At 47.1% G+C, this 26,998-nt stretch carries 26 protein-coding genes, 1 riboswitch and 1 other annotated feature; of the genes, 7 read left to right on the forward strand and 19 right to left on the reverse strand.

Annotated elements, in window-relative coordinates; translation table 11 throughout:
* Positions 1–10 precede the first annotated feature (10 nt).
* Both CEF20_RS11185 and thpR read right to left on the reverse strand, forming a co-directional pair.
* Positions 11–1,003, reverse strand: coding sequence for a hypothetical protein (locus CEF20_RS11185; RefSeq protein WP_100331886.1), 993 nt, complete (start codon positions 1,001–1,003; stop codon positions 11–13).
* Positions 1,004–1,019: 16 nt separating this feature from the next.
* A complete protein-coding gene (gene thpR, locus CEF20_RS11190) occupies positions 1,020–1,559 on the reverse strand; it encodes an RNA 2',3'-cyclic phosphodiesterase (RefSeq protein WP_100331887.1) in 540 nt (179 codons plus the stop codon).
* A 157-nt stretch (positions 1,560–1,716) separates the two neighbouring features.
* Here thpR and cysK point away from each other — a divergent pair, with 157 nt between their 5' ends.
* Positions 1,717–2,646 carry a cysteine synthase A gene (gene cysK, locus CEF20_RS11195; protein ID WP_100331888.1) on the forward strand — a complete coding sequence of 310 codons (930 nt, stop codon included), beginning with the start codon at positions 1,717–1,719 and terminating at the stop codon, positions 2,644–2,646.
* A gap of 50 nt (positions 2,647–2,696) precedes the next feature.
* On the opposite strand, the gene CEF20_RS17100 is transcribed toward cysK, so the two are convergent.
* Positions 2,697–2,891: a hypothetical protein gene (locus CEF20_RS17100; RefSeq protein ID WP_157796257.1), complete on the reverse strand. Its 195-nt coding sequence runs from the start codon at positions 2,889–2,891 to the stop codon at positions 2,697–2,699.
* The gene (pepV, locus tag CEF20_RS11200; RefSeq protein WP_100331889.1) at positions 2,854–4,278 is read right to left on the reverse strand and encodes a dipeptidase PepV; all 1,425 of its coding nucleotides are present in this window, start codon (positions 4,276–4,278) and stop codon (positions 2,854–2,856) included. Before pepV ends, CEF20_RS17100 begins: the two co-directional genes overlap by 38 nt.
* A 379-nt stretch (positions 4,279–4,657) precedes the next feature.
* Between pepV and CEF20_RS11205 the strand changes: the two genes are divergently transcribed.
* A complete protein-coding gene (locus tag CEF20_RS11205) occupies positions 4,658–4,879 on the forward strand; it encodes a DeoR family transcriptional regulator (protein WP_100331890.1) in 222 nt (73 codons plus the stop codon).
* Between the two features lie 50 nt (positions 4,880–4,929).
* Here the strand turns inward: CEF20_RS11205 and CEF20_RS11210 are convergent, their stop codons facing one another.
* From CEF20_RS11210 to CEF20_RS11220, 3 genes are all read right to left on the reverse strand, one after another.
* Positions 4,930–5,646 carry a pseudouridine synthase gene (locus CEF20_RS11210; protein ID WP_100331891.1) on the reverse strand — a complete coding sequence of 239 codons (717 nt, stop codon included), beginning with the start codon at positions 5,644–5,646 and terminating at the stop codon, positions 4,930–4,932.
* Positions 5,636–6,547, reverse strand: a complete 912-nt coding sequence (locus CEF20_RS11215; RefSeq protein WP_100331892.1) for a DMT family transporter — start codon at positions 6,545–6,547, stop codon at positions 5,636–5,638. Before CEF20_RS11215 ends, CEF20_RS11210 begins: the two co-directional genes overlap by 11 nt.
* Positions 6,548–6,620: 73 nt before the next feature.
* Positions 6,621–8,240 (reverse strand): putative polysaccharide biosynthesis protein, encoded by a 1,620-nt coding sequence (locus tag CEF20_RS11220; protein ID WP_100331893.1) that lies wholly within the window; start codon positions 8,238–8,240, stop codon positions 6,621–6,623.
* A 193-nt stretch (positions 8,241–8,433) separates the two neighbouring features.
* Here CEF20_RS11220 and CEF20_RS11225 point away from each other — a divergent pair, with 193 nt between their 5' ends.
* Positions 8,434–9,693 carry a BaiN/RdsA family NAD(P)/FAD-dependent oxidoreductase gene (locus CEF20_RS11225; protein WP_100331894.1) on the forward strand — a complete coding sequence of 420 codons (1,260 nt, stop codon included), beginning with the start codon at positions 8,434–8,436 and terminating at the stop codon, positions 9,691–9,693.
* Between the two features lie 42 nt (positions 9,694–9,735).
* On the opposite strand, the gene CEF20_RS11230 is transcribed toward CEF20_RS11225, so the two are convergent.
* The 4 genes from CEF20_RS11230 to CEF20_RS11245 all read right to left on the reverse strand — a co-directional run bounded on the left by CEF20_RS11230 (position 9,736) and on the right by CEF20_RS11245 (position 14,396).
* Entirely contained in the window at positions 9,736–9,891 is a 156-nt protein-coding gene (locus CEF20_RS11230) for a YpzG family protein (protein WP_100331895.1), read from the reverse strand.
* 245 nt (positions 9,892–10,136) lie between these two features.
* Positions 10,137–10,442: a rhodanese-like domain-containing protein gene (locus CEF20_RS11235; RefSeq protein WP_100331896.1), complete on the reverse strand. Its 306-nt coding sequence runs from the start codon at positions 10,440–10,442 to the stop codon at positions 10,137–10,139.
* A 16-nt stretch (positions 10,443–10,458) separates the two neighbouring features.
* Positions 10,459–12,870, reverse strand: coding sequence for a leucine--tRNA ligase (gene leuS, locus CEF20_RS11240; RefSeq protein ID WP_100331897.1), 2,412 nt, complete (start codon positions 12,868–12,870; stop codon positions 10,459–10,461).
* A gap of 57 nt (positions 12,871–12,927) precedes the next feature.
* Positions 12,928–13,151, reverse strand: a binding site (T-box leader).
* Between the two features lie 48 nt (positions 13,152–13,199).
* Positions 13,200–14,396, reverse strand: a complete 1,197-nt coding sequence (locus CEF20_RS11245) for an MDR family MFS transporter (RefSeq protein WP_100331898.1) — start codon at positions 14,394–14,396, stop codon at positions 13,200–13,202.
* A 383-nt stretch (positions 14,397–14,779) separates the two neighbouring features.
* Between CEF20_RS11245 and CEF20_RS11250 the strand changes: the two genes are divergently transcribed.
* Complete coding sequence (locus tag CEF20_RS11250) at positions 14,780–15,739, forward strand: tRNA modification radical SAM protein MnmL/YtqA (RefSeq protein ID WP_100331899.1); 960 nt, start codon at positions 14,780–14,782, stop codon at positions 15,737–15,739.
* Positions 15,736–16,308, forward strand: a complete 573-nt coding sequence (locus CEF20_RS11255; RefSeq protein ID WP_100331900.1) for a tRNA 5-(aminomethyl)-2-thiouridylate-methyltransferase MnmM — start codon at positions 15,736–15,738, stop codon at positions 16,306–16,308. The genes CEF20_RS11250 and CEF20_RS11255 overlap by 4 nt, the downstream gene beginning before the upstream one ends.
* Before the next feature lie 280 nt (positions 16,309–16,588).
* Here CEF20_RS11255 and CEF20_RS11260 read toward each other — a convergent pair whose 3' ends face one another.
* The 3 genes from CEF20_RS11260 to CEF20_RS11270 all read right to left on the reverse strand — a co-directional run bounded on the left by CEF20_RS11260 (position 16,589) and on the right by CEF20_RS11270 (position 19,570).
* The gene (locus CEF20_RS11260; protein ID WP_100331901.1) at positions 16,589–17,593 is read right to left on the reverse strand and encodes an LLM class flavin-dependent oxidoreductase; all 1,005 of its coding nucleotides are present in this window, start codon (positions 17,591–17,593) and stop codon (positions 16,589–16,591) included.
* A gap of 69 nt (positions 17,594–17,662) precedes the next feature.
* Positions 17,663–18,751: a tetraprenyl-beta-curcumene synthase family protein gene (locus CEF20_RS11265; RefSeq protein ID WP_100331902.1), complete on the reverse strand. Its 1,089-nt coding sequence runs from the start codon at positions 18,749–18,751 to the stop codon at positions 17,663–17,665.
* Positions 18,752–18,760: 9 nt separating this feature from the next.
* Positions 18,761–19,570, reverse strand: a complete 810-nt coding sequence (locus CEF20_RS11270) for an alpha/beta fold hydrolase (protein ID WP_100331903.1) — start codon at positions 19,568–19,570, stop codon at positions 18,761–18,763.
* A gap of 149 nt (positions 19,571–19,719) precedes the next feature.
* Here CEF20_RS11270 and CEF20_RS11275 point away from each other — a divergent pair, with 149 nt between their 5' ends.
* Positions 19,720–20,235 carry a gamma carbonic anhydrase gene (locus CEF20_RS11275; RefSeq protein WP_100331904.1) on the forward strand — a complete coding sequence of 172 codons (516 nt, stop codon included), beginning with the start codon at positions 19,720–19,722 and terminating at the stop codon, positions 20,233–20,235.
* Positions 20,236–20,280: 45 nt separating this feature from the next.
* On the opposite strand, the gene metK is transcribed toward CEF20_RS11275, so the two are convergent.
* Entirely contained in the window at positions 20,281–21,480 is a 1,200-nt protein-coding gene (metK, locus tag CEF20_RS11280; RefSeq protein WP_100331905.1) for a methionine adenosyltransferase, read from the reverse strand.
* 140 nt (positions 21,481–21,620) lie between these two features.
* Positions 21,621–21,738, reverse strand: a riboswitch (SAM riboswitch).
* Between the two features lie 245 nt (positions 21,739–21,983).
* On the opposite strand from metK, the gene pckA reads away from it, so the two are divergent.
* Positions 21,984–23,570: a phosphoenolpyruvate carboxykinase (ATP) gene (gene pckA / locus CEF20_RS11285; protein ID WP_100331906.1), complete on the forward strand. Its 1,587-nt coding sequence runs from the start codon at positions 21,984–21,986 to the stop codon at positions 23,568–23,570.
* A 130-nt stretch (positions 23,571–23,700) separates the two neighbouring features.
* Here pckA and CEF20_RS17380 read toward each other — a convergent pair whose 3' ends face one another.
* The 4 genes from CEF20_RS17380 to CEF20_RS11300 form a co-directional block, all read right to left on the reverse strand.
* Entirely contained in the window at positions 23,701–24,300 is a 600-nt protein-coding gene (locus tag CEF20_RS17380) for an MMPL family transporter (protein ID WP_332849197.1), read from the reverse strand.
* Positions 24,242–25,828 (reverse strand): MMPL family transporter, encoded by a 1,587-nt coding sequence (locus CEF20_RS11290; RefSeq protein ID WP_332849198.1) that lies wholly within the window; start codon positions 25,826–25,828, stop codon positions 24,242–24,244. Before CEF20_RS11290 ends, CEF20_RS17380 begins: the two co-directional genes overlap by 59 nt.
* Positions 25,829–25,950: 122 nt before the next feature.
* Positions 25,951–26,193 (reverse strand): DUF2584 domain-containing protein, encoded by a 243-nt coding sequence (locus CEF20_RS11295; protein ID WP_100331907.1) that lies wholly within the window; start codon positions 26,191–26,193, stop codon positions 25,951–25,953.
* Between the two features lie 33 nt (positions 26,194–26,226).
* Positions 26,227–26,997 carry an alpha/beta hydrolase family protein gene (locus tag CEF20_RS11300; RefSeq protein WP_100331908.1) on the reverse strand — a complete coding sequence of 257 codons (771 nt, stop codon included), beginning with the start codon at positions 26,995–26,997 and terminating at the stop codon, positions 26,227–26,229.
* Position 26,998 lies beyond the last annotated feature (1 nt).

Genomic DNA, 26,998 nt, shown 5'->3' on the forward strand with positions numbered 1-26,998 from the left:
CTCCGTTCAATTAGTTAAACTCTTCCTTCTCTCTTTCGCTTGCTTCACTGCTGAAGACGAAATCCTCTTCCTCTTCCCATTCAGGACGGCGGACGCTCGTTGTCTGTCCGAAATCCAGCAAGCACTTCGCCGCCTTCAGCTGTTTCAATTTCAGCGGCGAGCTCATTCGCCGCAGCTGGTTAAACCACGAAGGGAAGCTGCGCTCATCGATCACTTGCAAATCAAAAGGTGCATTCGGATAGTCAATAAATCCATTTCGGCAGATTACTGCTTTCCGGATGGACAGTTCCACTTCCTGTTCTAAAAACAGCCTTTTGACCACTGTTTCCATTCGGTTAAGTGCCAGCATCGGACTTAATATCCTCATTTCTTTCTCAGCGAAACGCTTCTGCCAAAACCGCTCGCTTGACCCGATATACACCGCCTGGTCTTCCTCCTCCAGAAAAGTCAGGCACCATGCCTCCGTCGGTGTCAAGAGAATCATATCGAGTTCCATTGGAGCCTTCTTTAAGCTTAATACAGGATAATAGAGAAGCAAAAACGTATCGGGCAGTCGCTGCAATAAAAATTTTAAGCGCTCATCATGAAAATATTTATAATCAACATAGGATTTTTCCAGAATGGTTGAGCTTGCCCATTTCACTTGAAAGTTGAAAAGCTGATCCAGAAACAGCTGCTTCAATTCCTCTAAATTTTGAGAAGCAGACAGCTTATTCATATCGAATAGCGAGTGTTTCTCCCGCTTCTCAACAATCGGTTCGATCTCAGGCTCATCTTGGCGATGAAGCATGAGCTTCAGCTTAGTAAATATGCCTTGCTGCACCGGTTCCTCTTCAGTTTCTTCCTGATTCTCTCCTTCATCATCCAGCCAGCGCTGCCGTTCCCAATTGATTCTCACTTTCTCCCATTGTTGCATTTTCAAACGTATAAAGCGGGCCGGGTAACGGTACACATCTATTTCATAACGAGAGATGTAATCTTGCAACTTAATTAACTGTGCCATAACTCACTGATCCCTTTCATGTAATGATCGCAAATGCTTGGGCTTCTTCATACTTCGGCGTGCGGTCAAGATGCGTTCTATAAAGCACGACCTTCTCTGCTGCAAATTCCATCATCGGCGAAGCCGCAGGAAGCTGAAAAGGCTCCTCTCCCCGCCATTTTCTCGCCAGAGTAATATGCGGGCGAAACGGACGGGCTTCTAACTGAAACCCCGCCTTCCCACAAGCCTCTTGAACAGATTGCTGAAGGCTCATTAGCCGGGGGCTGTCTTTGACACCTGCCCAGAAAATCCTCGGGCTGTCAACTCTTCCGAAACAGCCGAAAGATTGAACGGCAAGCGAGAAAGTCCCGAACCCCTCCAGTCGCTCGGCCACATAGCCGCATGCCCGGCTGAGCTGATCTTCTTCCGCCCCTCCTAAAAAAGCCAGCGTTAAGTGAAGATCCTGTTCATGCACAAGGCGAGCAAAAGGCAAATGAAGATTTAGAAATTGCTGATGCAATTGTTTTTTACTCTCCGGCGGCAAAGCCAGTGCAAAAAAATAATGTTGTCGGTTCATTGGCACGCTCCTTCATCAACCTGTTTATTCCTATTTTACCAAAACCCAAACGGTTTCTACAAACTCTCAGCAAACAATAAACCCCTTCTCATTGATTGGATTAATATGAATATGTATGATAAAAATAAAGTAATACAGCAGAAAGGATGAACCTTTATTGAAGACTGTTCATAACATCGCAGAATTGATTGGAGATACTCCTTTAGTTAAATTAAACCGCCTCGCCCCTAAAGAGGGAGCGGACGTATATGTAAAACTCGAATTTTTTAATCCGAGCAAAAGCGTGAAAGACCGGGCCGCTTTTAATATGATTATTGAAGCGGAAAAATCCGGAAAATTAAAAAAAGGTTCAACGATCATTGAACCTACGAGCGGCAACACGGGCATCGGACTGGCCATGAATGCCGCAGCCAGAGGCTACAAAGCTATTCTCGTTATGCCGGATACGATGACGAAGGAACGGATTAACCTTCTGAAAGCGTACGGTGCCGAAGTGGTGCTGACAACCGGAAAAGAAAAAATGCCCGGCGCCATCAAGAAAGCGGAAGAACTGGCTGCGGCCATCCCCGGCAGCTTTATTCCGATGCAATTTGATAACGAAGCTAACCCGGATGCCCACCGGAAAACGACCGCTTTAGAAATCATTGAAGCTGTTCAGCAAATCGGCAAGCGTCTCGGTGCCTTCGTGGCGACAGCTGGGACAGGAGGCACCATTACGGGAACGGGGGAAGTGCTAAAAGAACATTTTCCCGATGTGAAAGTGCATGTCGCAGAGCCCGCCGGCTCACCTGTTCTTTCCGGCGGAAAACCGGGAAAGCACAAGCTCGTCGGCACAAGTCCCGGCTTTATCCCGAACACACTCAATGAAGAGGTATATGATAACATTTACAAAATTAAAGATGAGGAAGCCTATGAGACGGCCCGCCGGCTCGCCCGCGAGGAAGGCATTCTGGTCGGCCCTTCTTCGGGCGCTGCCTGTTTTGCAGCGATTCAGACAGCAAAATCTTTATCACAAAATGAAGTGGTTATTTGCATTGCCTGCGACACAGGAGAGCGCTATTTATCCAGCGACTTGTTTCAAGCATAAAGGGGCTGACTTCATAAGTCAGCCTTATTTATCCCGCATGTAAGATGCCTTTATCTTGCCCCTTCCATAATGGTGCAGGAGAACAGATTCGTCCGGGGCTGCACGATGCAGATGACAAAGGCGCTGCAGGAGGACGCTGCAATGACAACCTTTGTTCTTCTTTTCAGCAGCGAGGGAGAACCCTCCTGCGCTGTTTGAAGCTGCACTTTATTGCTTAACCGCCAATTCCCAAATCGCTTGGGCATAAATAGCTGTCGCCTTTAATAAATCTTCAATAAACATATATTCGTTCTTTTGATGAGCGACATCCGCACGCCCTGGAAATAGCGCTCCGTAAGCGACACCTGTTTTCAGTGAACGGGCATAGGTACCGCCGCCGATGGCTAATAGCTCCGCCTTCTCGCCGGTTTGTTCCTCATACACGGAAGCCAGTGTTTGAATAAACGGATCATTACGATTGACATGATGCGGCAGGCTATTAGAAAGGTTTTCTATTCGGAAGCCGCGGCTCTTCAGTTCCTTAACTAATGACGACTTCTTCTCCTCAAAAGGAAAAGTCACCGGATAGCGCATATTTAAGCCGAAGCGCCCTCCATCCTCTTTCGTATAAGAGAGCTTGCCAACGTTCACGGTCAAATCTCCTGTGATCTCATCGCGATATTTGATATTCAGCGCTTTGCCGCGGGAATCTTTAAAGAAGCATTCACTGGCCAGCTGAAAAAAGCGGGCAGCTTGCGAATCCAAATTCTCCTCCGCTAAAAATTCCGCTAAATACAGCCCGGCATTCTTTCCAAGGTCGGGCTCCATTCCATGAGCCGAAGCACCGATCATTTCAAAAACCAGCATGCCGCCATCAATGTAGTAGCGCCCATCTAGCTGATGCTCCCTCACAAAATCACTGTATCTTTGCAAGAGCGCGGTTTGCCCTCCATTTACTGCTACGATCGCTTTGGCATAATCCGGCACCATGTTATAACGCCGTCCTGATTCAAAGGAATGGACGTTGATCTCAGCCTCTGACTCATTTTCCTTCGCTTCTTTAGCCATCACGACATCAAAATCAGCAATTCCCTTTTCCGCAAATATGATGGGAAAATCCGCATCCGGCGCAAAGCCGATCGACGGCATTTCCTCCGTCTGAAAGTAGCGGTCTACGCAGCGCCAATCGCTTTCTTCATCCGTTCCGATAATCATTCGCACGCGCTTATGAAATGTCGTGCTTAGCTCTTTCACAATTTTCATTGCATAATAGGCAGCCATGGTCGGCCCTTTATCATCAATCGCTCCGCGGCCAAAAATTTTGCCGTCTTGGATCTCGCCGCCGAACGGATTAACCGTCCAGCCGTCTCCTTCCGGCACAACATCCACGTGACACAGGATTCCAAGCAGCTCTTCGCCGTCTCCGCATTCCAAGTGCCCCGCCAGATTGTCTACGTTTTTCGCTTTAAATCCATCCTTCTTTCCTAACTCCAGCATAAAGTCAAGCGCCTCTTTGACGCGCTCTCCGAGAGGCGCCTCAACCGTGGCGTGCTCCTCATCCAGCACGCTTTTAATAGAAATGAGCGACTGCAAATCGCGAAGCAGATCATCCTTATGCTTCTCCACTTCCTGTTTCCAATTAATGGTCACCATCTTCTTTTCTCCTTTCCTGTAATTCCTATATACATTCTACCTTGACCTGCCTTAAAAAAAAACATATTAGACCATCCTCAAATTCTCCTCATGCGGCATGAGCGTTTAAACGGCGATAATTAAGGAAATAGGTAAAAGAGAAAGTTCTTACTGCCGAAGTAAAAAGAAGGTAAAAAAAATGTAAAGTTCAGTTAATTTGATCGTTTTTCTAGAAATATCATTAAGAATGAGGTAAAATACAACTGTCAGACATCTTAAACTATTTAGTAAAGGAGCTGTCTGCGACAAAAGAATTACATATATCTTGAGAAGCTTCGTTTTCTCATTCAACCGCCGTCTTGTTGTATTGCCTATGGAAATAAGATGAGGGAGTGGTTTTTTGAAACCTTCAACAACTCGTATGCTAAACCGGATTAAATCAGTCTATATGTTTATAAAGGAAAACGGGACTGTTTCCACACAGGAAATTGTAGATGAGTTTGGCATCACTCCTCGCACCATTCAACGCGATTTGAATGTGTTAGCCTACAACGACTTGGTCGTCAGCCCAAGTCGCGGCAAGTGGACAACGACAGAAAAGAAAGTACGAATGACTTCTTAAAAGTCAATATAGTATAGCAAAGAATCCCTTGCCTTCCGGCAAGGGATTCTTCAGCTTTCCTGATCCATCAATAATTCAAGCTCTTTCGGCAGCAATTCACGGTATTCCCCCAGCTCAAGCTCCTCATCGAGCTGAAGAGGCCCCATGGATAAACGCTTCAGATAAACGACACGCTTACCTACAGCCGCAAACATCCGCTTCACCTGGTGAAATTTCCCCTCGGTGATGGTCAGTTCAATATCTGAGTGCAAACCGCTCTTTACAATAACAAGTTCTCCCGGCTTCGTGACATACCCATCATCTAAAGTCACTCCACGCCGGAACGCTTCGATATCAGCCGCCGTCACCTCCCCTTCAATGACAGCAAAATAGGTTTTCGGCACATGCTTTTTCGGGGATAACAGCCGATGGGAAAGCTTGCCGTCATTGGTGAGAAGCAGCAGCCCCTCCGTATCCTTATCGAGCCGTCCGACAGGAAACGGTTCAAACACGGCATGTTCGTGAGCGAGCAAATCGATGACCGTTTCCTCCCTCAAGTCTTCCGTTGCTGAAATAACACCGGGCGGCTTATTCATCATCAAATAAATAAACTCCCGATAATGTACTTCCTCTCCATGAACGAGAATGCGGTCCTCTTTCGGATTTACATGCTGCTTACCATCTTTCACTAACTCTTCATTCACCGCCACTTGTCCAGCCTTCAGCATTTTCTTTACTTCCTTGCGGCTGCCATAACCAATATTCGCTAATAATTTATCAATTCTCATAAGAAGCCTCCTTTTTAACACGCGACAGGATCAGCACCGTTGCGATGATGCATAATGTTCCGAGCCACTCCCCAAAGCCGAAAGCAACATTCAACAGCAGCACCGACAATAGAACCGCAGATAATGGCTCCACGCAGGCTAACAGACTCGTTTCCGACGGGCGCAAATAACGCAAACTTTCCAAGTAGAAATAAAAAGCCATCAGCGTTCCAAAAATGACTACAAATAAGATGGCGGCCACAGTAGAAAAAGAAGGCTCGCCTTCAAAGTTCCAAGGGGGATGCACGAAGCTGAAGATCACTCCGCCCAGCGTCATCGCCCAGCCGACCACTGCAATAGATCCCCACCTCTTCAATAATTCAATCGGATATACCGTGTAAAAAGCGAGGGCCAAGGCTGAACCCAGCCCCCAAAATAATGCCGTTCCGGAAATGGACAGCTCGCCGAGGCGGCCGCCGGTGACAAGAAAGAAGGTTCCAATCAGCGATAAAAACACGGCCGCCGCTTCCCTGAAAGCAGGCATAGCTTTCGATTGCATTGCGAAATAAAGAACGATCAGCACGGGTGCTAAATATTGTAGCACCGTCGCGGTTGCGGCATTGCCGCTAGCAATCGCTTCAAAGAACGTATACTGCACCCCAACCATCCCGAGAAGGCTGAATAATAGAAGCGATACCCGGCTAAAGCGGTCGTTCCAAATAGCCAAAACAGCCCATTTGGTGTTCCATGCCGCCCAGCTAAGAAGCACGAAGCCAGAAATGAGCAATCTTACGGTTACTAGCCACTCCACGCTTACATTCTGCTGCTGAAAAAGAAATTGCGCCGCTGCACCTGAACCTCCCCAAAACACCGCGCTTAACAGCACCATAACGATCCCCTTCATTCGCGAAGGATCCCCCATGATTCGCTCCCTCCTCAGATAGAAGAAAAGCAGGACTTCCTCCAGAAGAAAGCCTGCTTGTTCTAAGGTCATATTATGCTCTGGATATTTTAAATTTTTTCTTGATCTTATCTATTTTAGAACCGAACACAGCCGATGCCACACCAGACCGAAGGCTGAGATAAAAATAAACAGATGCTCCAATCGCCGCACAAATCGCGATTAACAAGATGCCCTGCCCTTTGCTCGCTTCATTAAACCACGGGGAAATCACTGAATAAACAGCCAACACGACCGCCGCCATGATCGCATTAAACATAACTATTTGCCAAAACCTTCTCTTCATTGACTTCAGCGAATAGCCGGCAAAATAGTGAATAACAAATAAATTGATCACAATAGACGCTGTGTATCCGACTGCCGTAGCATAAATGGCTCCATCCGTTTCAAACCATTTGATAAACGGAATATTCAAGCTTAGCTTCAGCAAAATCCCAACGAGTAAGCTCAGCACTGTAAACCTCTGTTCATTGATTCCTTGCAAAATCGCCGCTGTCACGGAAAACAGAGCAAATAAAATCGCACTCGGCGCATAATGGCGCAGAATTTCGGTCCCCGTTTCACTATGCTCATAAAACACCGTATAAAACGGTTCCGCCAAAACCATAATGCCGATCACTGCCGGTACAGTCAAAAATAATAGCACTTGAAATGTTTGATTCAATTGCTGTTTCATTTTTTGATAATCGCCGGAAACAAAGGAGTTTGTGATAATCGGCACGAGCGTCATCGCAAAGGCCGTCGCTAAAGATACCGGGATAATGACAATTTTCTGCGCGCTGAAATTTAATATTCCAAACAGCGTATCCGATACTTTTGCCTGGCCAATCTCTGTCATCGCGCGATTAAATGTCGCCATATCAATGAGCTGATAAAGCGGCATCGCCACACCGACAAATACGAACGGGATCGCATACACGATAATTTCTTTATAAATATCAACAAGGGAGACTTGGACTTTGCCCCGGTTCTTTTGAAGAAGCAAATCCATGCTTTTTTTGCGCTTCAGCCAATACCAAGACAGAACAAGCAAGCCAAATAACGCCCCGATAAAAGCCGCGAAGGTGGCAACGCCGATTGCCTTGACGACATTTCCGTCTAACATGTTCATAACAACATAAGCGCCGATGAGCACAAAAGCTATGCGGGCAATCTGCTCCACAACAACGGATACCGCGGACGGACCCATGGATTGATGCCCTTGGAAGAAGCCGCGCATCAAGCTCATAAAAGGCACAATGATCAAGGCGAAGCTGACTGCCCGAATCACGTAAGCTACCTCTTCGATCGAATAGATTTGCTGTTTATCCAATACGACTAACTCCGCAAAAAACGGAGCGAAAACATACATGACAGCAAACGAAAGGAAGCCTGTAAGGAACATAAGCACAAGCCCCGATTGAAACAGCCGCCTGCCGACTGCGTATTCTTCAAGCGCATTGTACTTAGCAATGAATTTCGACACAGCCAGCGGCACACCAGCTGTGGCAATGCTGATGAATATCGTATAAGGCACATAGCCATACTGATAAAGCGAAACCGATTCTTCTCCAACAATTGAATAAAATGGGATGACATAAAACAGTCCCAGAAACTTGGCGATAAACGTGCCCAGCGTTAAAATAAAGGTTCCTCTAATTAGCTTTGAAGACATACAGATCCTATTCTCCATTCCTACTAAAGAAAAATGTAAACACTAACACACAGTTTACCTCTTTTAAAGAGGACTGACAATTTTTTATGGAAAAATAGTTGGCGTTACTATTCAATCTTCTTCATTCCATTGACAAAATTAATGAAGATCCTCTACCATTAATAGAATTGGTAAAGAAAAAGCAGGTGATAACATGGATTTTGACGTAATCGTTATTGGCGGCGGACCTTCCGGACTGATGGCTGCCATAGCCGCTGCCGAACAGAAAGCTCAAGTGCTGCTCCTTGACAAAGGAAGCAAGCTGGGACGAAAGCTGGCCATTTCCGGCGGCGGGCGCTGCAATGTAACGAATCGGCTGCCGGCTGATGAAATCATTCGGCATATCCCGGGCAATGGCCGTTTTTTATACAGCGCGTTTTCGATTTTTAATAATGAAGACATTATCCGATTCTTTGAAGATCTCGGCATCCAGCTAAAAGAGGAGGATCACGGCCGGATGTTCCCGGTATCCGACAAAGCGCAATCGGTCGTCAATGCTTTGCTGAAACGCATTGATGAGCTAGGAGTAGCTGTCCGTGTCAATACTGCAGTCGCCGACATATTGTATCGGAACGGCCGCACAGTTGGCGTGAAATTAAAGGACGGGCAAGTGATTGCCAGCCGAGCTGTTATCGTTGCCGCCGGAGGCAATTCTGTTCCTCATACCGGATCCACAGGAGATGCCTACCCTTGGGCCGAAAAAGCCGGCCACACCGTCACGGAACTCTATCCGACCGAAGTCCCGGTCACATCCGATGAAGAATTCATTAAAAAGAAAACCCTTCAAGGGCTTTCTTTAAGAAATGTGGCCCTCAGCGTGCTGAATTCAAAAGGAAAAGGAATCATTACTCATCAGATGGATATGATCTTTACCCACTTTGGGATTTCTGGACCAGCTGTGCTCCGCTGCAGCCAGTTTGTCGTGAAAGAGTTAAAAAAAGCGAAACGGCCGGAAGTCATCATGGCGATTGACAGTCTCCCGGCTAAAAATGAAGAACAGCTTTTTCAAGAAATCTGCCGCTTAGTGAAAAATCATCCGAAGAAATCGCTCAAAAACTGTTTAAAGAGCTTTCTTCCTGAACGATACGTATTATTCCTGCTTGAGCAAGCGGAGATCGACACGGAAATGGCTTCAAGCGGAATTGCTGCCGAAAAGATCCGGAGATTTGTCCATCTTTGTAAAGATTTCCGTTTCACTGTCAATGGCACTCTACCTCTAGAAAAAGCCTTTGTCACAGGCGGCGGCGTTTCCATTAAAGAAATTGAACCCAAAACAATGGCTTCCAAAAAAATGGCCGGTCTCTACTTTTGCGGCGAGGTGCTGGACATTCACGGCTACACGGGGGGATATAATATTACTTCCGCCTTTATAACAGGCCGGCTTGCTGGCCTGAATGCCGCTCAACCCAAGTGAAAAAGCAGGAAAAAAGTGAACTTTTTTCCTGCCCTCGTTCCGTTAAGAAAAACGATGTGCTTTAGCCATACGTTTTAAAATGATGGTTTTTTGAGATTCTTCTGTATGGCCGTTCACTTGCGACTTTGCTCGTTTCGGTCTTGTCCAATTGTGGTGAAACTGCTCAGAGTGCGGATCTAATTGATCTTTATAACTCATGCCCTCACCTCAAATGAAATAAAATTCGATATTCACATGAATATCTTTTATAGGATGCTTCGATCTCCCTGAGCTATGCGTTCATTTTTTGCCTCAAGTGAGTTTTCACATAATGAAAGAAGAGCAAAGGCTGCCACGCAGCCTCGTAGCGGGAAAATTCTTGAAGCGGAAGTCTCGCGGCATCTGATATGCGGAATAAATCGAAAAGGAGCTGGTTTCCAAATGGAACCGGCTCCTTCTTCTGTTCATTTCGTTTTTCCTGTCCACTCCAGCATGCCGCCGACCATGTTTCGAACTTTAAAGCCTTGTTCTCGCATATAATAGCAGACATTTTCGCTGCGGCGTCCGGAACGGCAAACGAAAATATATTCCTTGCCTTTTTCGAATTGATCTACATGTTCAGGAATCGTTCCCATAGCGATATGTTTGGCGCCGGGAATCATTCCGCCGGCTACTTCTTCATCTTCGCGGACATCGACAATTTCCAGCTTTTCTCCTTGTTCTAGCTTCTGCTTGAGCTCTTCGGGTGTGATAATTTCAATCGGATTCATCGGAAACCTCCTTGTCTTAGTTAGCCACGATATTTACTAATTTGCCCGGTACCGCAATGACTTTGCGCACTGTTTTGCCCGCCAATTGCTCTTTCACTTTTTCTTCGTTCATCGCCGTTTGCTCCATTTCTTCACGAGTGGCGTCTTTGGCAATCATTAATTTAGCCTTCAACTTGCCGTTGATCTGAATGACAATTTCCACTTCATCATCCACAAGTTTGCTTTCCTCAAATTCCGGCCATGGATGGTAGCTGATCGTTTCATTATGCCCCAGCTTCTCCCATAGCTCTTCCGTCATATGCGGGGCGATTGGAGAAAGCAGCTGAATGAAGCCTTCAATATATGGTTTCGGCAATGTTTCCGCTTTGTATGCCTCGTTAACAAATACCATCATTTGCGAAATTGCCGTGTTAAAGCGAAGATGCTCATAGTCTTCCGTTACTTTTTTCACTGTTTGATGATACACCTTTTCCAGCTCTGTTCCCGTTTCCGTTATTTTATCGGAAAGCTCTCCGTTATCCTGGACGACTAAACGCCATACCCGGTCAAGGAAGCGGCGAGCGCCATCTACGCCAGTTGTCGACCAAGCGATGGAGGCATCCAAAGGCCCCATAAACATTTCATATAAGCGGAGAGTGTCAGCTCCGTGACTGTTGACAATCTCATCGGGGTTCACAACATTCCCTTTCGATTTGCTCATTTTCTCGTTGTTTTCGCCAAGAATCATTCCTTGGTTAAATAACTTTTGGAACGGTTCTTTCGTAGGCACAATGCCAAGATCATACAATACTTTATGCCAAAAACGAGCGTATAATAAGTGAAGAACCGCATGCTCGGCTCCCCCGATGTAAATATCCACAGGCAGCCATTTCTTTAGCTTTTCCGGGTCAGCCAGCGCTTCTGTGTTATTCGGGTCGATATAACGCAAATAGTACCAGCAGCTTCCCGCCCATTGCGGCATGGTATTTGTTTCGCGGCGGCCTTTTTTGCCTGTTGCAGGGTCAACTACATTTACCCACTCTTCAATATTCGCCAGCGGAGATTCCCCCGTACCGCTCGGTTTAATTTCCGTTGTCTCCGGCAGCATAAGCGGCAGCTCTGATTCAGGTACGGGTGTCATCGTACCATCTTCCCAATGAATGATTGGAATCGGTTCTCCCCAATAACGCTGGCGGCTGAACAGCCAATCCCGCAGCCGGTATGTCACTTTTTTCGCGCCAACTTCTTTCTCCTCCAGCCACTCGATCATTTTGGCAATCGCTTCTTCTTTCCCCAGCCCGTTTAAGAAATCGGAGTTGATATGTTTTCCGTCGCCAGTGTAGGCTTCTTTTTCAACATCTCCGCCAGCAACGACCGCTTTGATCGGCAGGTTAAATTTCTTCGCAAACTCATAGTCGCGCTCATCGTGAGCAGGCACAGCCATGATGGATCCTGTTCCATAGCTCATCAGGACATAATCCGCAATCCAAATCGGCATTTTTTCGCCGTTCACTGGATTGATAGCGTAGGCGCCAGTGAAGACACCGGTTTTATGTTTAGCCAGATCGGTGCGCTCTAAATCGCTTTTCGATTTGACTTCCTCTAAATAATTAGCTACTGCTTGCTGATTCTCCGCTGTAGTGATTTTTTTGACAAGCGGATGCTCGGGAGCCAGCACAGCGTAAGTCGCTCCAAACAGGGTATCAGGACGCGTTGTGAAAACCGTAAATGTATCCTTATGTCCAGCGATCGCAAAGGTGACTTCCGCTCCTTCTGAACGGCCGATCCAGTGGCGCTGCATCTCTTTAATGCTTTCCGGCCAATCAAGCTCCTCTAAGTCTTCAAGCAACCGGTCGGCATAGGCTGTGATCTTTAACATCCACTGCTTCATCGGGCGACGTTCAACCGGATGGCCTCCCCGCTCACTTTTTCCGTCGATGACTTCCTCGTTCGCCAGCACCGTACCAAGCGCCGGGCACCAGTTCACCGGCACTTCATCCACATATGCAAGGCCTTTTTTATAAAGCTGCAGGAAAATCCATTGAGTCCACTTGTAATAGTTAGGATCTGTCGTGTTGATTTCCCGTTCCCAATCATAGGAAAACCCTAATGATTTAATTTGCCGGCGGAAATTGTTAATATTCTGCTCAGTAAATTGTGCCGGGTCATTTCCCGTATCAAGCGCATATTGCTCTGCCGGCAATCCAAAGGCATCCCAGCCCATCGGATGAAGGACATTGTAGCCTTTCATCCGCTTGTAGCGGGACAAAATATCCGTAGCGGTATAGCCTTCCGGATGACCGACATGAAGCCCCGCTCCAGACGGATAAGGAAACATATCCAGCGCATAAAATTTCGGCTTATTTTGATCCTCAGTTGTGCGAAAGGTCTGATTCTCTTCCCAGTATGTCTGCCACTTTTTTTCAATTCGATGATGATCAAAGCTCATCTGTAACATCCTCCTTGTTGAATTGATGATTAAATTTAAAAAAACTCCCGCCCCATCAATTGGGACGAGAGATTATTTCCCGCGGTACCACCCAGATTAATGCCCACCAAAACGGCATTCGGCTTATGTCTTTAACGCAGATCGGCGGCAAGCGCTAATCTGCAATGCTTCACGCTTGCGACTCTAAAGGCGAGTTCATGGTCCTGCTGACTGGCTTTCACCGGCCGCCAGCTCTCTAATTCCAGCGGGTCTCCACTACTACTCCTTGTCATCGTCTTTTTCATCATGATCTACGACCATTTTAGACAAAATTGCAAATGGTTGCAAGCTTAATGAGAAGAAATCGATGTCTCAGAGGAGTTCTTCTGCTTCTTCAGCGGATAATCGTGCCCCACTGCCAGGAAAAGGGCGGCAACCAGCAGAACGATCAATGCCCCAAACAATGCCGGCATTCCATACAGATCAACCAGCACGCCGCCGATCACCGGGCCAAACATTCGTCCGGCGGTTGCAGTACTGTTAACAATTCCTTGATAAAAGCCTTCCCTGCCTGAAGGAGACAGCTGATTGGCAATCGTCGGAACAGCTGGCCACACGAGCATTTCACCGATCGTTAAGATCAGCATCGCTGCCACAAATCCTTTAAAATCCTGCGCAAAAGCGGTCACTCCATAGGAAACGATAAATATCAAAATACCGATGATGATTTGCTTTTTCATATTGTCTTTAAAGCTGCGCACAAAGTAATTCACAAGCGGCTGGCCAAAAACAATAAATGCACCGTTGATCGTCCATAATAAGCTGTATTGCTTCAAGCTGATGTTAATTTCCTGAGTGTAGCTTGCAATCGTGGATTGCCACTGCACATATCCGATCCAGCAAAGCATATAAGCCCCGCAAAGAATCGATAGCGCCAGCAGCTTGCTGCGGTTTTTGACCATGCCGTTCTCTGAAATCACATTCATTTGGGCTCCCTTGACTTCGCTCATATGGCGGTAGCCAACAGCGGCTATCAGAAAAAACACGGCAAACATCGCTAAATTAGCGATGAATATATAATTAAATGAAAAGGAAGCAACCAGTCCTCCAAGTGCGGACCCAATAGCCACACCGGCATTCTGAGCCACATAAACCGCATTGAAGGCTCTGCGCCCGCCATCCGCCCATACCGCTCCTGCAAGAGCATACACAGCTGGAAAGATAATGCCCGATCCCAGTCCAACTAATGTTAAGAAAATGACGTACTGCGGCCACCCGTGCCAGAATACCATCGCAGTCATCGAAGCGACGTTCACGATTGCCCCTAACAAGATGGAAAGATATCCGCCGAGACGATCAAACAGAAAACCGCCTAATAGATTGCCGATCACCGATGCTCCCGCGTTTAACATTAAGACAAACCCTGCAACCGACAAGGACTTTTCTAACTGGCCGTGAATATAGATCGTGTTAAGCGGCCATAAGAACGAAGCGCCTGTCACATTAATGACCATTCCGATTACTAGCAGCCAAACTGCTTTTGGCATCCTGCTTCCTCCTTCCATTAGTTCAATTGTTCCCGCATGTAAGATGCCCCAAGACTCCCGCATCAAGCAGGGAGCAGGGAAGCAATCTATTCGGGAGATCCCGCCACCTGAATGTCCGATTCGCTCGGACCTGCACGATGCAGGGAACAAAGCTGCTGCAGGACGAAGCGATAGCAGCCTTTGTTCTTCTTTCCAGCAGCGAGGGCGGAAGATGTACTCCCGCCGTTTGAAACCTCAATTTATTTCGTATATCAAAACATTATTGTAGTAGTTTCTATAAGGGGTTTCAATATCTTTCCTGATCTTAAAATTCTGATTTATCGGGGTTGGATTTTTTCCGTTTTTTCATGATACACTTTCTTCATAAATAAGGAGGAAGTTAGATGAAAGTAAATCCGTTTCCTTACGCAAGTGATCATAAACGGTATCATACGTGGAATTATCACTTACGGAATAAATTTGGACATAAAGTATTTAAAGTAGCCTTAGATGGCGGGTTTGATTGCCCTAACCGCGACGGCACCGTGGCCTATGGCGGCTGCACCTTCTGCAGCGCAGCCGGATCTGGAGATTTTGCTGGAAAACGCACAGATCCGTTAGAGAAACAATTTGAAGACATCCGTCAAAGCATGCACAAAAAATGGAGAGACGGAAAATATTTGGCCTATTTTCAAGCGTATACGAATACACACGCACCAGTTGATGTACTCCGGGAGAAGTTTGAAACCGCGCTGAAATTAGATGGCGTCGTAGGATTATCGATCGCCACGCGGCCCGATTGCTTGCCCGATGAGGTCGTTGACTATTTAGCCGAACTTCATGAGCGTACCTATCTTTGGGTAGAGCTTGGCTTGCAGACGGTTCACGAAAAGACGGCCGCTCTTATCAATCGCGCCCATGATTATCAGACTTATCTGGAGGGTGTAAACAAGCTCCGCAAGCACGGCATCCGTGTGTGTTCCCATATTATTAACGGCTTGCCGCTTGAAACGCCGGACATGATGATGGAAACAGCCCGCGCAGTCAGCGCTCTTGATGTGCAGGGGATTAAAATCCATCTGCTGCATTTATTGAAAGGAACACCGATGGTCAAGCAGTTTGAAAAAGGGCTGCTGGAGTTTTTGTCTTTTGAAGAATATGTCCAGCTCGTTTGCGATCAGCTCGAAGTTTTGCCGCCGGACATGATCATTCATCGCATCACCGGCGATGGGCCAATCGATTTATTAGTTGGACCGATGTGGAGCGTCAATAAATGGTCCGTATTAAATTCGATCGATGCCGAGCTTGAACGCCGCGACAGCTGGCAAGGAAAGTGGTATTACAAGGAGGAAGTTAAGCGATGAATTTGGATGGAATTTTACCATTTGCAAGAAAGCTGCTGGAAAAGACGGTGAAAGAAGGGAGCCTAGCGATTGATGCGACTATCGGCAACGGCCATGATACAGTGTTTCTTGCCCGTCTCGTTGGCGAGAGCGGACACGTTTTTGGCTTTGACGTACAGCAGCAAGCGCTGGAAAGAACAGCTGCTCTCGTAGAAGAACACTCCTTAACCGGCCGAACGACACTTTTTCACCGCGGCCATGAACAAGCCTCCGCTTCCATTCCAGAAAAATGGCACGGCCGAATTTCCGGCGCCATCTTCAATCTCGGTTATTTGCCTAAAGGGGATAAATCAATCGTCACCAAGCCTGAAACGACGATTCAAGCGGTAGAGCAAATCTTCTCTCTCCTGCAGCCGGGCGGTCTGATCGTGCTCGTCATTTATCACGGCCACGCGGAAGGTGCGGTAGAAAAGGACAAGCTGTTAGCCTATGTGAAAGAGATAGATCAAAAAACCGCCCACGTGCTGCAGTATCAGTTTATTAATCAAGTCAATCATCCGCCGTTCATTATTGCCATCGAAAGAAGATAGGATCGAAATAGAGAGCTATCCGAAAACAGGATCTCGGCTCAAAAATAAAAAACAACCCCCAAGAATGCGATTCCACCAGCATTCTTGGGGGTTTAATTTCAGCCAGTTTGACTCCCTGTCTAGCAAAATGAGTCGTTCTCTTCGTCCGAATGGGAGGTTGCCCGATTCATATTCGCTCCCGCACAATGCAAATTGCAAAGGCGCGGCTGCAAAACGCCGCGATGGCAGCCTTTTCCTTTCTTTTCAGCGGCGGGGAGTGCCCCTTTACTGTTTGAAAACGTTACGCTTTCGCCGCATCAGCCAGCAGTTCAAATGAGCGCAGCTTCTGTTTGAAATCGTAAATAATAGATATGGCCATGATTTGCTCCGTTTGGTACAGCTCACTCAGCCGATGCAGCTCATCTCTCACTTTTTCCGGCGTTCCCACGATCATCCGCTTGCGGTTTTCCCAGACGCGCTGCTGTTCAAAAGGGCTGTATGGATAGGCTGCGGCCTTTTCAGGACTCGGTGTGCCGCTGGATGGCATGCCCTGCTCCAGCATCACCAAAGACAGGTCCAAGCTGGAGGCCATTCTTTCCGCTTCTTCATCATTTTCCGCGCATACCACAAATACGGCCACCATGCTTTTAGGCTGCTTTAAATAGGCGGATGGCCGGAAATTGCGGCGGTACTCCTCCATATATTGCGGTCCGCCTTCCCCGTTGATAAATTGCGCAAAGGTGTAAGGCAGTCCCTTAGAAGCAGCCAGCATAGCGCTCGACGGACTAGATCCGAGCAGCCACATTTCGGGCACTTGCTGAACAAGAGGCGTAGCTTTCAGTCCTCCATAAGGATTTCTCGCGATGTCGTCCGTTAAGTAACCGAGCAGTTCATCAATCTGCTCCGGGTAACGATCAACGGGACGATAGCGGCTCCCCCCTTGAAGAGCCATCGTAGCGGCCGGCATGCCCCCTGGAGCGCGTCCTAAGCCTATATCTATTCTTCCTGGCGCCAGCCCTTCCAGTACGCGGAAGTTTTCTGCCACTTTGTATGGGCTGTAGTGAGGAAGCATCACACCCCCAGAGCCGACACGAATGGTTGTCGTCTTCGCGGCAAGGAAGGAAATCAGCACCTCCGGCGAAGAACCGGCAAGGCTTGGGGAATCGTGATGCTCCGACACCCAAAAGCGCTCATATCCTAACTGCTCCGCATGCCTGGCAAGCTCTACTGTTTGTTTTAATGCAGCTTCCGCGGTCATTCCTTCAGAAATCGGCGATTGATCCAACACACTTAATTGCAAAGCCAATTATGACATCTCCTTTTTTTTGGATGCCCTCATTTTATTTCGGATTCCGAATAATGTCTATTGAATTGCCTACCCTTGTTTTTTAAACCACTTAGGAAAGGCCCGCTGCACCCGCCGGTAGGTCCGGCCGTTTAAGTAAAAAAACCAGCTGGCGGTGCCGCTTTTGCGGATCATTTTTTTAGAGATGGCACGTATTTCTTTCTGCTGAAAGACTTTGTCATCCGAAAGATAGACACCGAGCAGCCCCCGGTTGATCAGCTGATGAAAACGGGCATGCGGCAGACCCTTCGTATGCTTGTCCGCTTCTTCAATAAAGTAAATCATTCTTTCCAGCAACATTTCCTCGTTCTGATAATAGAAACAAAAGTTCAAATCCCCGCCGACCCGGTCTTCTGCCTGGTCGATCAAATAGTCCAGCAAAATATGCAGCCCTTGAATATAAGGAAAGTAGCCGTCGTGAACGACTTTGGCTTGCTGCCGGTCCATTTCATCAGCGAGACTGTATGAAATCAAACAAAAAATGCCTAGTGTCGAGCCTGCACATGCTGAGAATTCATACCACTCCATATCCGGAAGCGCAGATTGATGCTGAGAAAACCAATTTTTCAAACGCTCTTCTCTTTCTTCTATTTGAACATGCTTATGTATTTGCAAATCGCAGTAGTAGCGGCACAGTTCCTGAAGATAAGGATAGGTGATGTGATACTCGCGAATGGAAGCAATCACCGACTGACATTCTTTAACCAATGCCGCCAAGTAGCCGCCGTCCTCTTGATCTTCTCGACAACGGTAGTAGGAGCGAAGCGGCGCATCCGCCGTCAAGCAATCCTCCATCGCTTCATGAAGAGCGGCAAAATCTTTTGGGTCAAGCGACGTGCTGCGGTCGCAAAGATTATCCAAATAATCACTGATCGTTTGATAAGCAACAATAAAGCGAACAGCTTCCCTTAGTTTTTCTCCGGACAGCAGCGCCAATACAGCGCCTCCTTCGCAATGAAACGTTTTATATTGGATGCTTGCAAGCGCTTGCTGCCGCAGTTCATCGTTTGGGATTTTCCCCGCTTGCGCTCTCCAATAATCCAGCTGCTCATGAACAATCGGAAACACTTCTTTATAAATGCTGTGCATCAAGCCAAGCGGTGTAACAGGTACCGACATTCCTTCACCTCATTTATCTATGACATACCCTAGCAGTCGCAACCGGTTTTCGACAAATGTTTTGGCATACTCGAACACATCCTCCCGTTCCGGTTCATTAAATACCTCATGATAGAGGCCTGCCCATTCTTTATACAACATTTCCGAAAGATCCAGTTGGTGAAACCATTTTCTTACTGTTTTTTTATCGACAATCAAATCCTCCCCCGCTTGCATAACAAGCAGCGGCACATCCGGAAAGCTTGCTGCTTTTAGCGCGGCCAGCTTGATGGCTTGATTCAATTCACGGTACCAGCGGACGGACACTTTGTTGATATACAGCACATCTTCCTTGTCGGCCTCTATAACCTCCTGATTTCTCGTCGCCATTTCAACCGTGATCCCCGAAGAAAACTTGAAGGAAGGTGCTAATGAATTGAGCCCGTGCGAGACCATATCCATCAACTTAGGCGGCGTCTGCAACAAGCCGAGACATGGAGAAGACAAGATGACCCCGGCTAATTCAAAGCTTTGCTCTTGAAGCAGGCGAATGGCGATGAGTCCTCCCATGCTATGACCGAGCAAAAAGACCGGCAAATCAAATTGAAAAGCGGCTTCCACCCAGTCCCGCACCTCTGTCAGGTACTCATTAAACGAAGAGATATGCCCCCTCTTAGCGCGCGATGTCATGCCTTGCCCCGGCAGGTCTCCCATGACGACATGAAACCCCGCTTCCCGCCACATTTCAATCAGCCAGCCATAACGTCCATGGTGCTCCATCGCCCCATGAATGATCACGATCACACCTTTAGGCTGCTGTTCCGTTTCCCACTTCCACATATGTCATTCCTCCTCTGGCTTCATGCTGAACCTATACTGTAGCACGAAGCCAGCTAAAAAATTTGGTCTATATGTCTTTATTATACAAATCTTTTTATATTAGATAAAATGATATGAAAGCCGCTATTAGGAAAGGAGTTTTTTCAGACATGATCTATCCTTACAAAGATAAAGTGCCTGCTATTGCCAAAACGGCCTATATCGCTGATTATGCAACTGTCACAGGCGATGTGACCATCGGCGAAGAGTCAAGTGTATGGTTTCACACCGTGATCCGCGGAGACGTCGCTCCGACAATCATCGGCAGGAAGGTGAATATTCAAGACAATTCCGTCCTGCATCAAAGTCCCCATAATCCTCTCATCATTGAAGATGAGGTAACCGTCGGCCACCAAGTCATTCTGCACAGCTGCAAAATCAGAAAAAAAGCATTGATCGGCATGGGCTCCATCGTTCTTGATAACGCCGAAATAGGAGAAGGAGCTTTCATTGGCGCAGGCAGCTTGATCCCGCCGGGAAAAGTCATCCCTCCTCACTCACTGGCTTTCGGGCGCCCGGCTAAAGTCATCCGCGATCTCAATGACCGCGACCGCAAAGATATGGAACGGATCGTGAAGGAATACGCCGAAAAAGCGCAGTACTATAAAAGTCTGCAAAAATCTTAAAAGAACAGCCTTCCGCTGCAGCGGAAGGCTGTTCTTATCTGCATGTTATTTAGAGGCTTGCTCTTTTAAAATAGCAGCCTTGTCTGTTTGCTCCCAAGGAAGCTCGATATCCGTGCGGCCAAAATGTCCGTAAGCAGCCGTTTGTTTGTAAATTGGACGGCGCAGATCCAGCATTTTAATAATGCCGGCTGGACGCAGATCAAAGTTGGATCGGACAAGCTCTACGAGAACTTCTTCAGATACTTTGCCAGTACCAAACGTATCGACAGCGATGGATACAGGCTGAGCGACGCCAATGGCATAAGCAAGCTGCACTTCACATTTGTCAGCAAGACCGGAAGCTACAATATTCTTCGCCACATAGCGAGCCGCGTATGCCGCAGAACGGTCGACTTTTGTCGGATCTTTTCCGGAGAAAGCACCGCCTCCGTGACGGGCATAGCCTCCATACGTATCCACAATGATCTTGCGGCCTGTTAAGCCCGCATCTCCTTGAGGACCGCCAATGACGAAGCGGCCTGTTGGGTTAATAAAGAATTTTGTTTCCTCATCGATGAATTCTTTAGGCACAACAGGATCAATTACATGCTTTCGAACATCGTGCTGAATTTGCTCAAGTGTTATTTCAGGATGATGCTGCGTAGAGATCACAATCGTATCGATTCGAACTGGCTGATCGTTTTCATCGTATTCTACCGTTACTTGAGTTTTTCCGTCAGGACGCAAATAAGCAAGAATTTCTTCCTTGCGAACTGCTGTTAAACGGCGGGATAATTTATGAGCTAAAGAAATCGGCAAAGGCATAAGCTCCTTCGTCTCATTGCAGGCAAATCCGAACATAAGCCCCTGGTCACCTGCACCGATCGCTTCAATTTCTTCATCGCTCATTTGTCCTTCACGGGCTTCCAGCGCTTGATCGACACCGGCTGCGATATCCGCCGACTGTTCATCAATTGAAGTCAGCACGCCGCATGTGTGAGCATCAAAGCCGTATTTAGCGCGGTCATAGCCTATTTCTTTAATTGTGTCACGCACAATTTTATTAATATCGACATAGGAAGACGTCGTAATTTCCCCAGCTACTAACACGAGACCTGTCGTCACTGATGTTTCTGCAGCCACTCGTGCGTTCGGGTCTTTGGATAGAATTTCGTCAAGAATCGCATCGGAGATCTGATCACAGATTTTATCCGGATGACCTTCCGTTACGGATTCCGAAGTGAATAGACGACGGTTTTTTGTCATGAAATTTCCTCCTTTAGTTGATCGGTCCGATCTTTAGTTGCACGGTACTCATTCCCCTAAGTTTATCCATTGAAAAATAAAAAAACCTCTCCGCATCATTAAAGAGAGGAAAGGTTTAACGTGTCAACATAGGCCTTTCACTCTTATCGTCCAAGGCTTGGACCTTGCTGCAGGTTAGCACCTTTGTCTTGAATGAGATCATCCAAGCAGGTTGCCGGGCTTCATTGGGCCTGTCCCTCCACCAGCTCAGGATAAGAGTATCCGTTCAATGATACATCTTACGGAATATAGCGATTGCTGTCAACCCAAAGTTTCTTCCTAATTCTAGCTTTTTCCGAGTTCCTTCATATTTATGTATCTGTCTGATAATAATAAGAGAAAAAAGAAAACAAAAAAATGCGCGAATAGTATAGACTAATCATCCGAATGTGTTATACTATTTTTTGAGTAAATGAATGAGCAAATAACTAATTTAAATTTCGATAAAGGATGGTTATTAATTTATGAAAACTGTAAGCGTTTCACATGAAATTGTCGAACTTCTAAATGGTTCAAACATCATCATGCAGCCGTCTGTATCCCAGCTTGTTGAAAAGGTGCTGAACCGCAAAGAAGGTATCCTAACTGCCTCTGGTGCTGTCCGGGCAGAAACAGGAAAATATACAGGACGTTCTCCTAAAGACAAATTTATTGTTGAAGAAGCTTCAGTCAAAGATAAAATCGATTGGGGATCTGTTAATCAGCCAATTTCTGAAGCCGTCTTTGACCAATTATACACAAAAGTCATTAACTATTTAAAGGAAAAAGACGAACTGTTCGTATTCAAAGGATTTGCCGGAGCGGATTCCTCGCATCGCCTTCCGATCCAAGTCATTAACGAATATGCATGGCATAACTTATTTGCCCACCAATTATTTATTCGTCCAACAGAAGAAGAACTGAAGGATCATAAAGCGGGCTTCACCATCGTTTCGGCACCTGACTTTAAAGCAGATCCGGCTGTAGACGGCACTCATTCTGAAACGTTTATCATTGTTTCATTCGAACGCCGCATCGTTCTAATCGGCGGAACAGAATATGCCGGCGAAATGAAGAAATCGATTTTCTCCATCATAAACTTCCTGCTTCCTGAAAATGAGGTTCTATCCATGCACTGCTCGGCCAATGTTGGTTATGAAGGAGATGTCGCCCTATTCTTCGGCCTTTCCGGCACAGGAAAAACCACTTTATCCGCTGATCCTAACCGCCGTTTAATCGGAGATGATGAGCATGGCTGGTCTTCCAACGGCGTTTTCAACATTGAAGGCGGATGCTATGCCAAGTGCATCAACCTTTCACAAGAAAAAGAGCCGCAAATTTTTAACGCGATCCGCTTTGGCTCTGTTCTGGAAAATGTGATCGTGGACAAAGACACGCGCATTCCTGATTACGACGATAACACCTTAACGGAAAACACTCGTGCGGCTTACCCGCTGCAAGCCATTGATAATATTGTGGACCCAAGTGTAGCTGGCCATCCGAATACAATTATTTTCTTAACAGCTGATGCATTCGGGGTCTTGCCTCCGATTAGTAAATTAACAAAGGAACAGGCGATGTATCACTTCCTAAGCGGATACACTTCTAAGCTAGCTGGAACCGAGCGCGGAATTACAAGTCCGCAAGCGACCTTCTCTACGTGCTTCGGCTCTCCGTTTCTTCCTTTGCCGGCCACGCGCTATGCAGAAATGCTAGGAAAGAAAATTGATGAGCACAATGTTCAAGTCTTCTTAGTAAACACCGGCTGGACTGGCGGAGAATACGGTGTAGGGAGCCGCATGAAGCTTGCGTATACTCGCGCAATGGTGCAAGCCGCTCTTGAGGGTGAATTAAACAATGTGGAAACATACACCACTAAAACATTCGGCCTGCGAGTTCCTATTCATGTTCCAGGCGTGCCGGATGATGTCTTAATCCCTCGCAAAGCCTGGGCCGATGAAGAAGCTTTCATGAAAAAAGCCGCAGAACTGGCAGGGAAATTCCGCGAAAACTTCAAAAAATTCTCAGATGTCCAAAAAGAAATCATCGAGCTTGGCGGACCGCAAATTTAACAATAAGAAAAGCTGCTTTCCCTTTAAGGAAGCAGCTTTTCTTATTGGTGAAAAAACAAACTCTACCTTAGACAAAGAGGGAGAATGCATGCTCTTCCTCTGATAGTTTTAAAAGGGGAATCCACTTGCTTTACAGTGATTTATCCTCCGCTCGTTTCCGGTCCTTTTCCAACCATACTAACAGTGCCGGCAGAAGCAATCCGCGCACGAAGAACGTATCAATGAAAATACCGACAGCCATAATAAAGCCGAAGACGAACAGAATTTCTACCGGCTGCGTCATTAGTACAGCAAATGTGGCAGCCAGAATGATTCCTGCTGATGAAATGACGCTTCCCGTTTTCGCTACAGCCAATTCCACTGCTTTCTGTAATGAATGAGCATTCCGCTCCTCCATAAAGCGCGAAACCAAAATAATGTTATAATCGATCCCGAGCGCAACTAGAAAAACAAATGAATACAGCGGCACCCGCGTGCTGATCTCATCAATTCCAAACAGCGCATCTGAAAGAAAAACCCCTAGCCCAAGCGCCGCAAGAAAGGATAGGATGATGGTTCCCACCATGTATAAAGGCATTTTCAGCGATCGCGTCAACACGGCGAGCATCAGAAAGATCAGCAGCGTTTCCGCCAGCATGATCACTTGCAAATCACGGTTGTTCAGCTCGCGGTCATCCAGCTTTTCCGCCGTCTCTCCGGCGAAATAGAACTTTCCAGCTCCTTGGGGCATTCGCTGCCATCTCCGGTGCTTTCTCGCGCAAGCGACTGACCGCAGCCAGCGCAGATGCTTCATAGGGGTTGGCTGCGAGCGACAGCGTGAATTTATGCGCCTTCCCATCCTCTGTGGCATCTGTATGCGAGACACTTGCCACGCCGTCTTGCTTTTTAAGCTCCGAGGAAAGGGCAGCCGGATCCCCTTCTCCTTCAAATAACACCGTTGTCGGCGCCAAATCTCCCGGGGAAAACTTCTCTTCAATCACTTTATAGCCTTCAAGGGAAGGCATATCATCCGGAAAGGTTTTCAGCGTATTCAATTCATACTTCATGTTCATCACATTTACACAAGCGGCGATTAAAAAGATCATGACCGCTCCTCCGGCTACAAAGGGCTTAGACACTACAAAGCGGCCCAGCCTGCCCCATATCCCGTGTTCTTCCTTCTCCACTTTTTCGGCCTTGGGAATTTTCGGCCAGAACGACTTGCGGCCGAATAAAGTAAATAATGCCGGTACAAGGGTAACGGAAGCCAGCATAATCACAGCCATCACCGTAGCAAACAGCGGCGCAAAATTGCGGTAATCACCAATTGCGGCCAAAAACAGCACAACCATCGCCGCCAGCACCATTCCTCCAGAGAAAAAGACCGGCTCACCTGCGCCTCTCATCGCCATCTTCATCGCTTCATACTTACTTTCATGAAGCTTCAGCTCTTCCCGAAAACGAGACAGAACGAACAAAGAATAATCGGTCACTGCTGCAAACAACAGAATGGTCATAATAGAGAGAGATTGACTGCTCATCTCCAGACCTGCTTTTCCATACAGCCCCAAAATACGATCGGTCACAGCATAGACAAGAGCTGAAGCAAGCAAGGGAATTAAAGCGAGCAAAGGGGATCGGTAAATCACTATCAATAACAGCAAAATTAAGCCGACCGTCGAAAGCAGCAATACGATATCAGCGCGTGAAAAGAGAGAAATTGTGTCCGCCGCAATCCCTGCCGGCCCCGTCACTCTCACCTCCAGTCCGGGTGACTCCTTCTCTGCTGTGCTCGTTAATAAATCTATTTTCTGCTTGTATTCTTTACTTTTCAGCTGTTCATCGAACAGGACAGGGATAACAGCAGCCGTCCGGTCCTCAGAAAAGAAATCGGCCCGAACAGGCTCGGGCAGCGCCGAAAAAGGCGGGATGTCTGTAAGCCCCTTGATATTTTCTTCCTGAATGGCACTCACCGCCTCTCCTACCGCTCCCTCTTCTATCTCTCCCTTCTTAGAATTCAGCACAATAATAGCCGGAACACCGCTGTCCTCCGGAAAATACCGCTTCACTTTCTCCGCTGCTTTCATCGAAGCCGCCTCATCCGGAAGCGCTTGAATGGACGACAGTTTATATTCATTGGCACTCGGAGCCGCCATACTGAATAGTGCAGCTGCCAGTGTCCAAACGGCAATCACCGTCCACATCCCGCTTTTACTGGCTGTCCAGTCGGTCACTAATTGCAGAATCCGCTTCATTGTATCCGCTCCCTTCAGCTTCATTCATCTGTATGATTCTATGTAAACAGCCTGCAGACAGAAGTTTCAAATGTCAATAGACGAAGAAAGAGCCGCTCCTTCTGGAAGTCGACTCTTCTTTCCGCGCTCACCCGTTCATAACATGATTAGTTGGTGGAATATAAAGAAATTAATTTGTATGTAATCGTAGTTGATTGCTGTGACCATTCTACTTTCTCAATGATAGCGGTTCCACTGCTGTCCCCGCCCTTCACTTTATATACATCGATCGGAATATCCAGCGGATACAGGCGATAGCCTGATTTCTTTAACGTGAAAAGGTTTTCTTCTTGGCGCTGCTCCTTCCCTTTTGTCACAATTATTGTATTCAATTCCATTGGCATGCCCATCGGTTTTCCACCTCCATCTTCCTCATTCGCTGATCACGGGCGCTTTTTCATCCATTCGCACAACCGGGAAACAATCTCCCGATTAACATCAGGAGGAAAATAGTGATCATATTGTTCAAAATACCATGTTTCCGCCGGATGTTCCAGTCGTTTTAAGCTTTTTTCCAGACGAAATGCATGCTCGGCTGAGACATTTCTATCTTTTAAGCCATGAATAATCAGCACAGGAGCCTGTAATCGCTGCAGCTGATTCAGCGGCGTCCGCCAATCGTAGCGTTCCTGATGCTTATACGGACTTCCTCCGATGACGCGCTTCATCATCCGCCGCAAATCCTTTCGTTCCTCATAGGTCAAGAGCATATCAGAGACGCCTCCCCAAGTGACAACGGAGGCTGCTGGCCGTTCAATTCCCGTCCATAACGCCATGACACCGCCTCTTGAAAATCCGAACACATGCACCCTTTCAGCGACACGCGGGTGGGCTTGCAACAAGTCAAAGGCTGAAAACGCATCCTCTCTATCGTTCCCGGCAAAATCCTCGTTTCCCTCCCCGCCGCGATTGCCGCGATAATAGGGAGCAAATACAATCAATCCTTCCGAAGCAAATTGGGCAATCCTGGCCGGACGCACCATCCCGACGTTTTTAATGCCTCCGCGCAAGTAAAGCATGCCGTCAAAGCGGCCGGACAGCAGCGGTTCCGCCAACATTCCTTTCACCTTTAAATCCCCGGAAAGGTAAGTAATAAGTGTTAGCTTGACTTGAGGATTTGGAGAGGGAAAACGGATAGCCCTCAGCACCTTCATA

The sequence above is a fragment of the Bacillus xiapuensis genome (assembly GCF_002797355.1).
GTDB lineage: Bacteria > Bacillota > Bacilli > Bacillales > Domibacillaceae > Bacillus_CE > Bacillus_CE xiapuensis.

Bases quoted from the DNA above. Each gene is read 5' to 3' on its own strand.
- CEF20_RS11185 (WP_100331886.1), bottom strand. From the start codon at position 1,003: ATGGCACAGTTAATTAAGTTGCAAGATTACATCTCTCGTTATGAAATA.
- thpR (WP_100331887.1), bottom strand. From the start codon at position 1,559: ATGAACCGACAACATTATTTTTTTGCACTGGCTTTGCCGCCGGAGAGT.
- CEF20_RS17100 (WP_157796257.1), bottom strand. From the start codon at position 2,891: ATGCCCAAGCGATTTGGGAATTGGCGGTTAAGCAATAAAGTGCAGCTT.
- pepV (WP_100331889.1), bottom strand. From the start codon at position 4,278: ATGGTGACCATTAATTGGAAACAGGAAGTGGAGAAGCATAAGGATGAT.
- CEF20_RS11210 (WP_100331891.1), bottom strand. From the start codon at position 5,646: ATGAGAATTGATAAATTATTAGCGAATATTGGTTATGGCAGCCGCAAG.
- CEF20_RS11215 (WP_100331892.1), bottom strand. From the start codon at position 6,547: ATGGGGGATCCTTCGCGAATGAAGGGGATCGTTATGGTGCTGTTAAGC.
- CEF20_RS11220 (WP_100331893.1), bottom strand. From the start codon at position 8,240: ATGTCTTCAAAGCTAATTAGAGGAACCTTTATTTTAACGCTGGGCACG.
- CEF20_RS11225 (WP_100331894.1), top strand. From the start codon at position 8,434: ATGGATTTTGACGTAATCGTTATTGGCGGCGGACCTTCCGGACTGATG.
- CEF20_RS11230 (WP_100331895.1), bottom strand. From the start codon at position 9,891: ATGAGTTATAAAGATCAATTAGATCCGCACTCTGAGCAGTTTCACCAC.
- CEF20_RS11235 (WP_100331896.1), bottom strand. From the start codon at position 10,442: ATGAATCCGATTGAAATTATCACACCCGAAGAGCTCAAGCAGAAGCTA.
- leuS (WP_100331897.1), bottom strand. From the start codon at position 12,870: ATGAGCTTTGATCATCATCGAATTGAAAAAAAGTGGCAGACATACTGG.
- CEF20_RS11245 (WP_100331898.1), bottom strand. From the start codon at position 14,396: ATGCCAAAAGCAGTTTGGCTGCTAGTAATCGGAATGGTCATTAATGTG.
- CEF20_RS11250 (WP_100331899.1), top strand. From the start codon at position 14,780: ATGAAAGTAAATCCGTTTCCTTACGCAAGTGATCATAAACGGTATCAT.
- CEF20_RS11255 (WP_100331900.1), top strand. From the start codon at position 15,736: ATGAATTTGGATGGAATTTTACCATTTGCAAGAAAGCTGCTGGAAAAG.
- CEF20_RS11265 (WP_100331902.1), bottom strand. From the start codon at position 18,751: ATGTCGGTACCTGTTACACCGCTTGGCTTGATGCACAGCATTTATAAA.
- CEF20_RS11270 (WP_100331903.1), bottom strand. From the start codon at position 19,570: ATGTGGAAGTGGGAAACGGAACAGCAGCCTAAAGGTGTGATCGTGATC.
- CEF20_RS11275 (WP_100331904.1), top strand. From the start codon at position 19,720: ATGATCTATCCTTACAAAGATAAAGTGCCTGCTATTGCCAAAACGGCC.
- metK (WP_100331905.1), bottom strand. From the start codon at position 21,480: ATGACAAAAAACCGTCGTCTATTCACTTCGGAATCCGTAACGGAAGGT.
- pckA (WP_100331906.1), top strand. From the start codon at position 21,984: ATGAAAACTGTAAGCGTTTCACATGAAATTGTCGAACTTCTAAATGGT.
- CEF20_RS17380 (WP_332849197.1), bottom strand. From the start codon at position 24,300: ATGCCCCAAGGAGCTGGAAAGTTCTATTTCGCCGGAGAGACGGCGGAA.
- CEF20_RS11290 (WP_332849198.1), bottom strand. From the start codon at position 25,828: ATGAAGCTGAAGGGAGCGGATACAATGAAGCGGATTCTGCAATTAGTG.
- CEF20_RS11295 (WP_100331907.1), bottom strand. From the start codon at position 26,193: ATGGGCATGCCAATGGAATTGAATACAATAATTGTGACAAAAGGGAAG.
- CEF20_RS11300 (WP_100331908.1), bottom strand. From the start codon at position 26,997: ATGAAGGTGCTGAGGGCTATCCGTTTTCCCTCTCCAAATCCTCAAGTC.